This is a genomic window from Cognatiluteimonas weifangensis, assembly GCF_003416885.1.
GTDB lineage: Bacteria > Pseudomonadota > Gammaproteobacteria > Xanthomonadales > Xanthomonadaceae > Cognatiluteimonas > Cognatiluteimonas weifangensis.
Genome location: NZ_QVPD01000002.1, coordinates 290,746 through 303,477 on the forward strand (window position 1 = coordinate 290,746; position 12,732 = coordinate 303,477).

General features: G+C 72.6%; 14 protein-coding genes. All 14 read right to left on the reverse strand.

All coding sequences use genetic code 11. The annotated features are described in order from the left end of the window. Window positions 1-122: 122 nt before the first annotated feature. A complete protein-coding gene (flhA, locus tag D0Y53_RS03010) occupies window positions 123-2,183 on the reverse strand; it encodes a flagellar biosynthesis protein FlhA (protein WP_117201712.1) in 2,061 nt (686 codons plus the stop codon). After that, entirely contained in the window at window positions 2,180-3,337 is a 1,158-nt protein-coding gene (flhB, locus tag D0Y53_RS03015; protein ID WP_117201713.1) for a flagellar biosynthesis protein FlhB, read from the reverse strand. Before flhB ends, flhA begins: the two co-directional genes overlap by 4 nt. 4 nt (window positions 3,338-3,341) lie before the next feature. Continuing rightward, a complete protein-coding gene (gene fliR, locus D0Y53_RS03020; RefSeq protein WP_117201714.1) occupies window positions 3,342-4,130 on the reverse strand; it encodes a flagellar biosynthetic protein FliR in 789 nt (262 codons plus the stop codon). Window positions 4,131-4,230: 100 nt separating this feature from the next. Next, on the reverse strand, window positions 4,231-4,500 hold the full coding sequence (locus D0Y53_RS03025) for a flagellar biosynthetic protein FliQ (protein WP_117201715.1): 270 nt from the start codon (window positions 4,498-4,500) through the stop codon (window positions 4,231-4,233). Window positions 4,501-4,503: 3 nt separating this feature from the next. Continuing rightward, window positions 4,504-5,322, reverse strand: a complete 819-nt coding sequence (fliP, locus tag D0Y53_RS03030; RefSeq protein WP_117201716.1) for a flagellar type III secretion system pore protein FliP — start codon at window positions 5,320-5,322, stop codon at window positions 4,504-4,506. Then, window positions 5,319-5,693, reverse strand: a complete 375-nt coding sequence (gene fliO, locus D0Y53_RS12995) for a flagellar biosynthetic protein FliO (protein ID WP_117201804.1) — start codon at window positions 5,691-5,693, stop codon at window positions 5,319-5,321. Before fliO ends, fliP begins: the two co-directional genes overlap by 4 nt. Before the next feature lie 248 nt (window positions 5,694-5,941). Further along, window positions 5,942-6,274, reverse strand: a complete 333-nt coding sequence (fliN, locus tag D0Y53_RS03040; RefSeq protein WP_117201717.1) for a flagellar motor switch protein FliN — start codon at window positions 6,272-6,274, stop codon at window positions 5,942-5,944. After that, complete coding sequence (gene fliM, locus D0Y53_RS03045; protein WP_117201718.1) at window positions 6,271-7,269, reverse strand: flagellar motor switch protein FliM; 999 nt, start codon at window positions 7,267-7,269, stop codon at window positions 6,271-6,273. Before fliM ends, fliN begins: the two co-directional genes overlap by 4 nt. Before the next feature lie 11 nt (window positions 7,270-7,280). After that, window positions 7,281-7,811 carry a flagellar basal body-associated FliL family protein gene (locus D0Y53_RS03050; RefSeq protein ID WP_117201719.1) on the reverse strand — a complete coding sequence of 177 codons (531 nt, stop codon included), beginning with the start codon at window positions 7,809-7,811 and terminating at the stop codon, window positions 7,281-7,283. Window positions 7,812-8,082: 271 nt separating this feature from the next. Then, on the reverse strand, window positions 8,083-9,306 hold the full coding sequence (locus D0Y53_RS03055; RefSeq protein ID WP_117201720.1) for a flagellar hook-length control protein FliK: 1,224 nt from the start codon (window positions 9,304-9,306) through the stop codon (window positions 8,083-8,085). Beyond that, window positions 9,303-9,761 (reverse strand): flagellar export protein FliJ, encoded by a 459-nt coding sequence (fliJ, locus tag D0Y53_RS03060; RefSeq protein ID WP_117201721.1) that lies wholly within the window; start codon window positions 9,759-9,761, stop codon window positions 9,303-9,305. The genes D0Y53_RS03055 and fliJ overlap by 4 nt, the downstream gene beginning before the upstream one ends. Continuing rightward, the gene (fliI, locus tag D0Y53_RS03065; RefSeq protein WP_117201722.1) at window positions 9,758-11,155 is read right to left on the reverse strand and encodes a flagellar protein export ATPase FliI; all 1,398 of its coding nucleotides are present in this window, start codon (window positions 11,153-11,155) and stop codon (window positions 9,758-9,760) included. Before fliI ends, fliJ begins: the two co-directional genes overlap by 4 nt. Beyond that, the gene (locus tag D0Y53_RS03070; RefSeq protein WP_117201723.1) at window positions 11,152-11,739 is read right to left on the reverse strand and encodes a FliH/SctL family protein; all 588 of its coding nucleotides are present in this window, start codon (window positions 11,737-11,739) and stop codon (window positions 11,152-11,154) included. The genes fliI and D0Y53_RS03070 overlap by 4 nt, the downstream gene beginning before the upstream one ends. Beyond that, entirely contained in the window at window positions 11,736-12,731 is a 996-nt protein-coding gene (gene fliG / locus D0Y53_RS03075) for a flagellar motor switch protein FliG (protein ID WP_117201724.1), read from the reverse strand. The genes D0Y53_RS03070 and fliG overlap by 4 nt, the downstream gene beginning before the upstream one ends. Between the last annotated feature and the right edge of the window lies 1 nt (window position 12,732).

Consider the following 12,732-nt stretch of genomic DNA (forward strand, 5'->3'; position numbering starts at 1 on the left):
GGGGATGGCCGTGATTGGTGAGCCGTGAGCCGGGGTTCGCGACAGCGGAGCCGGCGCTTCGATCGTGGTGGTCGTGGCTTGTGCATCTGCGTCTCCAAATCACCCATCGCCAATCCCGGTTCTCAACCCACCGCGCCGACCAGCCGCAGGCGCTTGTCCTCCGGCACCTCGCCGTAGGCCAGCACCGCCAGCTGCGGCACGCTGTGCCGCACCAGGCGCGCGATCGAGGCGCGGATCTGGCCGGGGACCAGCAGCACCGCGGGTTCGCCGCGGCCTTCCTGGCGGGTGACGCACTCGCTGAGGTTCTGGTGCAGCCGCTCGGCGAGTCCCGGTTCCAGCGCGGCGCCTGCGCCGCTGACCGAGTCCTGCAAGACCCGTTCCAGCGCTGGCGCCAGGGTGAAGACCGGGAGCTCGGGGTTCATGCCGTTGAGCTCCTGGACGATGAAGCGGCCCAGCGCGGTGCGCACCGCAGCGGTCAGCACGGCCGGGTCCTGGGTGTGCGCGCCGTGCTCGAGCAGGGCCTCGACGATCTGCCGCAGCTGGCGGATCGGCACCCGTTCGGCCAGCAGCGACTGCAGCACCCGCACCACCACCGACAGCGGCAGCAGCTTGGGCGTCAAATCCTCGACGAGCCTGGGCGTCTGCTTGCCGACGGCGGCCAGCAGCTGCTGGACCTCGTCGTGGCCGAGCAGCTCGGAGGCCCGTTCGCGCACCAGGTGCGAGAGGTGGGTGGCGACCACGGTCGCGGCGTCGACCACGGTGTAGCCGAGCGACTCGGCGTGCGCGCGCTGGGTCGGCAGGATCCACACCGCTTCCAGGCCGAAGGCGGGGTCCTTGCCGGGCAGGCCCTCGAGCGGGCCGAACACGCGGCCCGGGTCGAGCGCCAGCAGGCGCTCGGCGTGCAGTTCGCCGGTGGCGACCGGCACGCCGTGCAGCAGCACCCGGTACTGGCCGGGCGCGAGCTCGAGGTTGTCGCGCACGTGCACGGCGGGGATCAGGAAGCCGAGCTCCTGGGTCAGCTTGCGGCGCACGCCCTTCAGCCGGCCGAGCAGTTCGCCGCCCTGCGCCTTGTCCACCAGCGCGATCAGCTTGTAGCCGACCTCCAGACCGAGCGGCTCGACCGGGCGCACCTCGTCCCAGGTCAGCTCGGCCTGTGCGGGCACGGTCGCGGCCGCTTCGGCGCCTTCGGCCGGAGCGCCGGCGGCGGCCGCGTCGCGCCTGTGCAGCTGCCACGCCGCGTAGCCGAGCACACCGCTGAGGGCGAGGAACGGAATGTTGGGCATGCCCGGCACCAGTCCGATCACGCCGAGCAGGGTCGCCGCCACGGTCAGCGCGCGCTGCTGGCCGAACACCTGCTTGCCGACCGCCTCGCCCATCTCCTGCGCGCGGGTGGCGCGGGTCACCAGCATCGCCACCGCGGTGGAGACCAGCAGCGCCGGCAGCTGCGCGACCAGGCCGTCGCCGATGGTCAGCAGCGAATAGATCTTCGCTGCCTCGCCGAACGGCAGATCGTGCTGCAGCACGCCGATCAGCAAGCCGCCGACCAGGTTGATCGCGAGGATCAGCAGGCCGGCGATCGCGTCGCCGCGCACGAACTTGCTGGCGCCGTCCATCGCGCCGTAGAAGTCGGCCTCTTCGCGCACTTCCTCGCGCCGCGCCTTGGCTTCCTCGCGGGTCAGCAGGCCGGCGTTGAGGTCGGCGTCGATCGCCATCTGCTTGCCGGGCAGGGCGTCGAGGATGAAGCGCGCCGACACCTCCGAGATGCGGCCGGAGCCCTTGGTGATGACCACGAAGTTGATGACGGTCAGGATGCCGAACACGACGAAGCCGACCGCGTAGTTGCCGCCGATCACGAAGTGGCCGAAGGACTCGATCACCCGGCCGGCCGCGCCCGGGCCCTCGTGGCCGTGCAGCAGCACCACGCGGGTGGACGCCACGTTCAGCGCCAGCCGCAGCAGGGTGACCATCAGCAGCACGCTGGGAAAGACCGAGAACTCCAGCGGCCGGCTGACATACACCACCGCCAGCAGCACCACCAGCGACAGCGCGATGTTGAGGGTGAACATCGCGTCCAGCACCAGCGGCGCCAGCGGCACGATGACCATCGCCAGCATCGCCATCACCACCACCGGCGCGGCGGCGCCGGAGCGCAGCGCGGAGGCGACGGCTGCGAAGCGGCTCATCGCGGCGCCTCCCCGCCGGGCGGAACGCCGTCAGACAGCTTCGGATCCACCGCCACGTCGGCCAGCACCGGCATCGGCCCGTGCGCCGGGTGCCAGCGCTTGAGCTGGTACACGTAGGACAGCACCTGCGCGACCGCGGCGTAGAGCTTGACCGGGATCTCGCGCTCGAGCTCGGCGTGGCGGTACAGCGCGCGCGCCAGCGGCGGCGCCTCGACGATGCTCACCCGGTGCGCGTCTGCCACCTCGCGGATCTTCAGGGCGATCTCGTCGGCGCCCTTGGCGACGACCTTGGGCGCGCGCATCCGGCCGGCCTCGTACTTCAGGGCGACGGCGTAATGGGTGGGGTTGGTGACCACGACGTCGGCGCTCGGCACCGCCTCCATCATCCGCCGCTGCGACAGCTGCATCGCCAGCCGGCGCACCTTGGCCTTGACCTCCGGATTGCCCTCGTTCTCCTTGTGCTCGTCGCGCGCTTCCTGCTTGGTCATCTTCAGCTTGCTGCGCCAGTTCCAGCGCTGGTAGGGCACGTCGATCGCGGCCAGCAGCGCCATTCCGGCAAGGGTGGCGATGAAGCACTGGAACAGCAGCGACACGCCCTCGGCGGCGGCAGTCGCCAGATCCTGGCGCGGCATCCCGAGCACCCGGAGGAAGGCGCGGTGCACCATCCAGGCGCCGATCGCGCCGACCAGGGCAACCCGCAGCAGCGAGCGCAGCAGTTCCACCCAGCCGTCGCGGCCGTACATGCGCGACAGGCCCTTGAGCGGATTGAGCTTGAGCAGGTCGAAGCGCAGCGCCTTGCCGGAGAACTGCAGCCCGGACGTGACCGCCGGCGCGATCAGGCAGGCCAGCAGGGCGACCGCGAACACCGGCAGCAGCGGCGCCAGCAGGCCGGCCAGCAATTCCACCGCGTGCGGGATCAGCCGGTCCTGCCGGCCGATCAGGTCGGGATCCACGCTCAGTGCGCCGCGCATCCAGCCCTGCGCCGAGGCGCCGACGCGGCCGCCGGTGGCGAGCAGCGCGAGCGCCGCGCAGCCGAGCACGGCCACGTTGGCCAACTCGCGCGAGCGCGGGACGTCGCCGCGCTCGCGCGCCTCGCGCAGGCGCTTTTCCGATGGCGGCAGGGTGCGGTCTTCGCGATCGGCGGTTTCGCTCATGGATTCACCCGGTGATGGCGCGGGCGGCCGCGAAGGCCTGCTCGAACAACGCCTCGACCGGGTCTTGCAATCCGCGTGCCAGCACCGCCATCAGCATCAGCCCGGTCAGCAGCGCGACCGGCAGGCCCAGCGCCATCGGGTGCAGCTGCGCCGCCGCCCGCGCCAGCACGCCGAAGGCGAGGTTGACCGCGAGCAGGGCGATGGTCACCGGCAGCGCCAGCAGCACGCCGGCCTTGAGCACGATGTTGAAGAACGCCGGCACCGCCGCGACGAAGGCCGGCAGATCGGCGATGGGCGCGCCGATCGGCAGCGTGCGGTAGCTGTCGGCCAGCACCTGGACCAGTGCGAGGTGCGCGTCGAGGGTGAAGAACAGCAGCGCGAACACCAGGTAGAACCACTGCGACAGCACCTGCGAGGAGGCGCCGCTGAGCGGATCGGCGAGGGTCGCGAAGGCCAGGCCCATGCCTTGCGCGATCATCTCGCCGGCCAGCCGCCCGGCCTCGAACGCCAGCCGCACCATCATCCCGATGGCGACGCCGATCGCGAACTCGCGCACCACGTCGAGCACGGTCGCCGCATCCACCGCGGCCGGCGGCGGCGCGGGCAGCACGGTCGAGATCGCGGCCGACAGCGCGATCGTCAGGATCAGTCGCGCGCGCACCGGCAGCGAGCGCCCGCCGATCACCGGCAGCACCTGCAGGGCCGCCCCGATCCGCAGCGCATGCCACAGCACCGTGCCGAGCATGGCGAACAGGTTGAGGCCGTCGGCGGTGGTGAGGGTGACGGTGTCCATGCCGTGATTGGCGATTCGTGGTCGGTGGTCGATGATCCGCGAAAGCAAGCGCGGAGCGCTGTTTCTGCAATCAGGAATCATCGATGGCCGGTCGCGGCTCCTATCCGATCACCTGCGGGATGCGGTGGAACAGGTCCAGGGTGAAACCCACCAGCCGGCCCAGCAGGAAATGACCGGTCAGCGCCAGCGACGCGGCCAGCGCGATCGCCTTCATCACGAAGGCGATGGTCGGCTCGTTGATCTGGGTGGCCGCCTGCAGCACGCCGACCACCACGCCGACGACCAGCACCGCCAGCAGCGGCGGCGCGGCCAGCAGCATCGCCAGCTGCAGTCCGGCGTAGATTTCGGCGAGGGCGGTTTCCGGGGTCATCGCTCAGATTCCGTTGAAGCTGCCGGCCAGCGAGCCGACCACCAGCACCCAGCCGTCCACCAGCACGAACAGCAGGATCTTGAACGGTGCCGAAATGAGCATCGGCGACAGCATCATCATGCCCATCGACATCAGCACGCTGGCGACCACCAGGTCGATGATCACGAACGGGATGTAGATCAGGAACGCGATCTCGAACGCGGTCTTCAGCTCGCTGGTCAGGAAGGATGCGGCGAGCACGCCGAAGGGCACGTCCTGCGGCGTCGCGTACGGCCCGGTGTTGGACAGCCCGGCGAAGGTCATCAGGTCGCTGGTGCGCACCTGCGCCAGCATGAAGGCGCGGAAAGGGGCGGACGCCGCCGCCCACGCGCTCTTGAAGTCCATCGTATGGTTGAGGTAGGGCGCGATCCCGTTCGCCCAGGCCTGGTCGAACACCGGCATCATCACCATCGCGGTGAGGAACAGCGCCAGCGCCAGCAGCACCTGATTGGACGGCGTCTGCCCGGTGCCCAGCGCCTGTCGCAACAGGCCCAGCACGATGATGATGCGGGTGAAGGCGGTGACGCCCAGCAGCGCGGCCGGCAGCAGGGTGATGCCGGTCATCAGCAGCAGCACCTGCAGCGGCATGCTCACCGGCTGCCCGCCGATCTGGCCGACGTTGACCGCGGGCAGCGCCTGCGGCGCGGCCGCCACCGCGGGCGCGGCCTGGGCGAAGGCGTCGCCGGCGAGGAACAGCAGGGCGAGGACGGCGAGCCGGGCGATCGCGCGCGTGCCGCCGGTGACGCGCGCGGCGGCGAAGCATCGGTGCAACCAGCGGCTCATGCCTTCTTCCCGAGATGCCGGGCCAGCAGCTGGGCGAAGGCCGGCGCGCGCGGCGCTTCGGCTTCCGGCAGCGGCGTGGCCAGGGTATGCAGCGCGCGGGTGCCACCGACGCCGACGCCGAGCAGCATCTGGGTGCCGCCGACCTCGACCACCACCACCCGCTCGCGCGGGCCGAGCGACAGCGAGGCGACCACCCGCAGCGCGCGGTGGCTGCCGCCGGCGACGCCGGGCATGCGCCTGGCCAGCCACGCCAGCGCGAAGATCAGCGCCAGCACGAACAGCAGGGCGAATGCGGTGCCGCCGACGGCCCCCGTGGTGCTCGGCGCGGGCGGCGCGCTCGCGGGCGCCGGTTGGGTGGTGCCGGCGTGCAGGGCGGTGCCGGTGCGCGAGGATGCGGCCGGCAGCCAGGTCGTCGCCGGCTTCGCCTGTGCCGCATCGGTCGTCGCGGCCTGCGCCGCCGTCGTCGGGGCGGCCTGCGGCGCGGTGGGCGCTGCCGCAGGTGGCGCCGTGGCGTCCGGTTGCGGCGTTACGGGCGCTTGCTCCGGCACGGGCGTCGCCACGGCCGCCGCGGGCGCAGGGATGCCGTCCACCGCCAGGCTCGCCATCGCCGACACGCCGCTCACCGCAGGCGCTTGATGCGCTCGGCCGGGCTGACCACGTCGGTCAGGCGCACGCCGAAGCGGTCGTTGATCACCACCACCTCGCCCTGCGCGATCAGGGTGCCGTTGACGTACAGGTCGAGCGGCTCGCCGGCGGCGCGTTCCAGCTCCACCACCGAGCCCTGGTTGAGTTGCAGCAGATTGCGGATCGGGATGCGCGCGCGGCCGACTTCCAGCGACAGCGAGACCGGCACGTCGAGGATGACGTCGAGGTTGAGGTCGTTGCCGCCCGCGTCGGCGTCGGCGGTGAGGGTGTCGAAAGCGGCGCGGGCCGCGGGGTCTGGCGTGCTCATGGCGTGCTCGCGGGATCCAGGGAAGAAAGGCGCGGCCGGTTGACCGCAGTGACCTTGACGGCGTTGTGGCCGTTGTGGGTGCCGAATTCGCCGGTGAACAGCGGCAGGTCCTCGACCTTCAGGACCACGCTGCGCGGCAGGTCGATCGGGATGATGTCGCCGACCTTGAGCCGGCTCAGCGCGCGCAGGCTGATCTGGCGCTGCGTCAGGGTGGTGCTCAGCTCGACCTCGGCGTCCTGCAGCTGGGTCTGCAGCGCGCGCGTCCAGGTCTCGTCGCGCTCGACCCGGTCGCTCTGCACGCCGGCGTCGAGCAGCTCGCGGATCGGTTCCAGCATCGCGTAGGGCAGGGCGACGTGCAGCTCGCCGCCGCCGCCCTCCAGCTCGACGTGGAAACGGCTGACCACGATGTACTCGCGCGGCGAGATGATGTTGGCGAAGTGCGGGTTGACCTCGGAGTTCATGTATTCGAACTCCACCGGCATCACCGGCGCCCAGGCCTCGACCAGGTCGGCGAAGGTCTGCTTGAGCAGCAGCTGGATCACCCGCATTTCGGTGGGGGTGAACTCGCGGCCCTCGATGCGGGTGTGGAACTTGCCGGTACCGCCGAAGAAGTTGTCCACCATGGTGAACACCAGCCGCGGCTCGTACACGATGAGCGCGGTGCCGCGCAGCGGCTTCATCTTCACCAGGTTGAGGTTGTTGGGGACCTGCAGCGAGTGCATGTACTCGCCGAAGCGGATCAGGTCGATGCCGCGCACCGACAGGTCGGCGGCGCGCCGCAGCAGGTTGAACAGGCCGATCCGCCAGGTCCGCGCGAAGCGCTCGTTGATCATCTCCAGCGTCGGCAGCTTGCCGCGGACGATCCGGTCCTGGGTGGCGAAGTCGAACGACCGCGCCTCGCCGGGCGCCGGCGGCGCCTCGGTCGGCACCGCGCCGGAGTCGACCCCGTGCAGGAGGGCGTCGATCTCGTCCTGGGAGAGCAGGTCAGCGCTCATCGCTCATCGCCTCACTGGGTCACCAGGCTGGTGAAGTACACGGCCTCGACCTTGTCGGCCGTGGTTTCGCCCTTGAGCACCGCGCGCACCTCGGCCAGCGCCTGCTGCTGCAGGCGCTCCTTGCCGCGGCGCTCGGCCAGCGACTGCGAGGTCTGCTGCCCGAACAGCAGCAGCAGGCGGTTGCGCAGCGCCGGCGCGTGCTGCTCCATCGCGGCCAGGGTGGCGGCGTCGCGGGTCATCAGCTGCACGTCCACCTGCAGGTAGCGCGCTGCGTCGACGTCGGCCAGGTTGATCACGAAGGACGGTTCCAGCGGGTAGTACTGGGCCCGCGCCCGGACCGGCGCCGCCGGCTTCTTCGGGGCGGCCGCCGCCGTGGCGCGCGCGTGCCAGGCCCACCAGCCGCCGCCCGCGCCGCCGAGCAGGACGATGGCGACGAAGAACCAGAGCGCCTTGCGCGAGCGGCGCGGCGCGGGCTTCTTCCTGGCGGTGGGCGCGGGAGCGGAAGCGGCGGCGGCAGATGCGGGTGCGGCGGGGGCGGGCACGGGCGGACTCCAGTCGGGATGCCCTGCCGATGCAAGCGGCGTGCCGCGAACCGGCCCCGGCCCGGCAGTCGCGGCGACGGTGTTTTGGCGCGTGGCTGAACGCCGGGGTGCCGGTGCATCGGCGCGGTCCGCGCACGGCCAGGCTGCGCGCGTGGACGAGCGCACGGCTGGCAGTCATGCCCGGCGGCACGCAACCCGCGCCGCGACTGCAAGCCGGGGTCGCGCAGCGCCGGCCCGGGCCGTCCCCGCGGTCGGCGACCGCGTCGTTGCCTTATGCGTATTCGTCCAGCAGCCCGCGCACGCTCCGTGCGGAACGGGGCACGGCCGGTGCCGGGTCGTCGTGCATTAGGGCAGGGTCGCCGGGCGCGCGCGCGGTCGTCGGGGCCGGCCGCGGGTTCGGCTGGCGCTGGCCGACATCGGCCTGCGCAAGGTCCAGCCCGTGCTGGCCGAGCATCTCGCGCAGCCGCGGCAGGCTGGCCTCCAGCGCCTGCCGCACTTCCGGTTGTGCGCTGGTGAATTCGGCATGCACGCGCGCGCCGTCCAGCTGCAGGCGCACGTCGATCGGGCCCAGGTGCTCGGGGGTGACCCGCAACTGCGCGTGGCCGAGCGCCTTTCCGGTCATCCACAGCACGCTGTTGCCGAACTCGTCGCCGTAACCGGTGTGCGCATCCGCCGGCTGCGGCAGCGGCGCCGACGGGACCATGGGCATGCGCGCCGTGGCGGGCGCCAAGGCGGGCGGCTGCGTCGCCAGCAGCGGTTGCGTCGGTGCCGGATCGGCCTGCGGCCCCGCCGCACCGATACCGGTGTCGGCGACCAGGCGCAGCAACGCCGGATCGGCCGTCGCGGCGGTGTGGCCGCCGGTCGCCGCTGTCGCGGACGACGAGGGCATCGGCCAGGGCGCCGGCGCGACGCGGCCGGGTGCGGCGTCGGTGTCCGCGCGGACGATCCGGGCGGCCGGCGATGCCAGCGCATCCTGTGCGCCGGGCGTGCCGACTGCGGTAGTCGTGCCGGGCACGCCGGCGGGTACGGGCGCCACGGCCGGCAACGCGGCGGCGGGCGGCAGCGTCGCCGCCAGCGGCGTGGCGGCCTCGCCGTCTTGCATCGGTGCCGTACCGGGGCCCGGTACCGGTGCGCCCGGCGCGAGCAGCGCGAACAGGTCGAGCAACTGGTCGGGCAGGGCTGTGGCGGTGGCCTGGGACGGCGCTGCCGGTTCCGGCGTCGCCGCGTCCGCGGCCGGCGTGGCGGGCGTGGCGGTCGGCGCGGGATCGAGCAGGCGCGCGAAGTGCCCGCGGCGCGGGGGGATCGCGTCCGGCGCCCCGGCCGGTGTGGTGCCGCCGTCGCGCGACGGGGCCGAGGGGGCGGTGCCGGCGTGCGCCGGCGTGCGCCCGTCGCCAGCCGTCGCGGCGGCCATGTCCGGCGCCTGCGCTGCCGCGTCGGCGCCGGGCGCCGACGCGGGGACAGGTGCGGCGGTGGCCGGCAGCGCTGCGCCGATCATGCGTCGACGTCCTCTTGCTTGGCCTTCGCCCCGCGCGCACGTCGGGCGCCGATGTCGTCCAGCTCGCGCTGGCTGCGCTGCTCGACCACCTTTGCCTCCTCGGCGCGGTAGCTGGCGGCGAGCTTCTCCAGTACCTTGGTGTCGCGGCTGGCGAGCATCAGGCGGACGCGCTCGACTTCGGTCTGCTGGCGCACGCTGTCGACCACCCGGGTCTGCTGCGCGACCGCGGCGTCGAGCTTGGCGCGGAAGGCGATGCGGTTGGCCAGCAGCGCCGGTGCGATGGTGGCGTCGCCCGCCGGCGCGGCCGAATACTCCTCCGCATACTGACGCAGCGCCTCCAGCCGCGCCTCCTGCTCGGCCTGCGCGCGGTCGCGCTCGGCGAGCTGGCGGGCGGCGTCGTCCTGGCGTTGCTGGACCACGCGCAGCAGCGGATCGAGGCGTTCGGAACGGGTCATGCGGGCTTTCTCGCGGGATCGTTGGATGGCGGCAGCGCCTCGTCGAGCACGCGCGCGAGGGCGGCGCGGCTGGCCTCGATGTCGGCGGCTTCGCCGACGTCCTGGCCGAGGAACTGCAGGATCGCCGGCCAGCGCGCCAGCGCCTCGTCCACCAGCGGATCGCTGCCGTGCTGGTAGGCGCCGATCGCGATCAGGTCGCGCTGCGTGTTGTAGGCGGCCATCAGCTGCTTGAGCTTGCGGATGCGCGCGCGCCAGGGCGCGTCGGTGATTTCCTGCATCACGCGGCTGACCGAGACCTCGACGTCGATCGCCGGATACAGGCCGGCGTCGGCGATCCGGCGGGTCAGCACGATGTGGCCGTCGAGGATCGCGCGGGCGGCGTCGGCGATCGGCTCCTGCTGGTCGTCGCCCTCGGTCAGCACGGTGTAGAAAGCGGTGATCGAGCCGCGGCCGTCGGCGCCGTTGCCGGCGCGCTCGACCAGTTGCGGCAGCCTGGCGAACACCGATGGCGGGTAGCCGCGCGTGGTCGGCGGCTCGCCCACCGACAGGCCGATCTCGCGCTGCGCGTGGGCGAAGCGGGTCAGCGAATCCATCAGCAGCAGCACGTGCAGGCCCCGGTCGCGGAACCATTCGGCGATCGCGGTCGCGCGCAACGCGCCGTGCAGGCGCGCCAGCGGCGGCCGGTCGGCGGGCGTGGCGACCACGACCGAGCGGCGCAGCCCCTCGGCGCCGAGCGTGGTCTCGACGAAATCGCGCACCTCGCGGCCGCGCTCGCCGATCAGGCCGACCACGATCACGTCCGCCGCGGTGTAGCGGGTCATCATCCCGAGCAGGGTCGACTTGCCCACGCCCGAGCCCGCGAACAGGCCGATGCGCTGGCCGCGCCCGATCGGCAGCAGCGCGTTGATCGCGCGCACGCCGACGTCGAGCGAGCGGCTGATCGGTTCGCGCATCAGCGGGTTGATCGCGGTGCCGGCCAGGCCCACCCGGTTCTCCGGGCGTACCGCACCGCGCCCGTCCAGCGGCGCGCCGTCGCTGTCGATGACCCGGCCGAGCAGGCCTTCGCCGACCGCGACTTCGCCGCGACGATGGGTGTTGACCACACGCGCGTTCGGCAGCAGGCCCTCGAGGTCGGCGGTGGGCATCAGATAGGTGCGGTCGCCGGCGAAGCCCACGACTTCGGTATCCACCCAGCGGCCGCCGGAGGTTTCCACCCGGCAGCGCGCGCCCAGCGGCGCACTGCAGCCGGAGGCTTCCAGGGTCAGGCCGACCGCCCGGCGCAGCACGCCCTCGCGGGCGAGGCCGAGCGCCTCCAGCATCGGATCGGCGCCGCGCAGGCACGCGGCCAGGCGCAGGTTGCGCGCCTCGCGCCAGTGCTCGGCGGGCAGGCTCATTGCGCGCCCTCTCGCGCTTCCAGGATCGTCTGCATCACCGACCGCAGGCGCGCGTCGAGGGTGCCGTCGATGCGCACGCTCTCGCCGTGCAGGCGCAGCTCGCCGCGCGCAAGGCTGGTGTCGGCGAGCAGGCGCACGCCGTCCTGCGCGGCCAGGTACGGCGCCAGCACGCCGAGGTCGTCGGGGTGCAGGCGCAGTTCCGCCTCGCGGGTGGCGCCGCCGATCGTGTCCAGCGCCTGTTGCACGAGATCGGCCAGCAGGCTCGGGTCGGCGACGTAGGCGCGGCCGACCAGCGCGCCGGCCACGCGCACCGCCAGCTCGGCCAGCGCGTCGGCCACTTCCGCGTCCAGGCGCGCCAGCGGCCGGGTGAAGCCGTCGAGGATGCCTTCCATCTGCGCCACCATCCGCCGCACCTCGGCCTGCCCGCTCGCCAGGCCCTCGGCATGGCCGCGGGCGAAGCCGGCGTCGTGGGCCGCCTGCTCGACCGCCTGCAGTTCCTCGACGCTGTGGCGCGACGCGTCGCCGCCCGCGCGCGCATCCAGCCCGGGTGCGGTCCAGCGCACGACCGCGGGCCGGGCGCTCATACGAAGGTCTCCGTCTTGGCCGACAGCACGATCTCGCCGCTCTCGGCCATCTTGCGCACGATCGCCAGGATTTCCTTTTGCGCCGCCTCCACTTCGGCCAGCCGCACCGGGCCGCGCGCTTCCATGTCCTCGACCAGGATCTCGGCCGCGCGCTGGGACATGTTCGAGGTGACCTTGTCCTTGACCCTGGCGTCGGCGCCGCGCAGGGCGATCGCCAGCTTGTCGCTGGCGACGTCGCGCAGCACCGCCTGCATCGCGCGGTCGTCGATCTCGGCGAGGTTGTCGAACACGAACATCAGGTCGCGGATCTGCACGCCGAGCGCCTCGTCCACTTCGCCGATCGCGGCCAGCAGCGCCTCGTCCTGGCCGCCGTCCATGAAGTTGAGGATGTTGGCGGCGACCTTGACCCCGCCGACCGAGGAGGACTTGAGGTTCTGGCTGCCGGCGAACTGGCGCGCCATGACGTCGTTGAGCTCGTTGAGCGCGTGCGGGGGGATGCCGTCCAGCGTGGCGATCCGCATCAGCACGTCCGCGCGGGTGCGCTCGGTCAGGCACTTGAGCACCTCGGCGGCCTGGTCCGGGTCCAGGTGCGCCATCACGATGGCGATGATCTGCGGGTGCTCGTTGCGCACCATCTCGGCGATCGCGCGCGGCTCCATCCACTTCAGGGTGTCCAGGCCGGAAGTGTTGCGGCCCATCAGGATGCGGTCGATCAGGCCGTTGGCGCGCTCCTCGCCCAGCGCCTGCACCAGCACGGCACGCACGTATTCGTCGGCGCCGGCGCCGAGGCTCGGCTGCGCCAGCACGTCGACGAACTCGTCGAAGACCCGGGTGATGGCCTCGCGCGGGACGTTGCCGACGGAGGTCATGGCCAGGCCCAGCTTCTGCACTTCCTTGGCGCTCATGTGCTTGAGCACCTCGGCGGCCTGCTGCTCGCCCAGCGAGAGCAGGACGACCGCCGCGCGCTGCACGCCACTGAGGAGCTCGGCCATC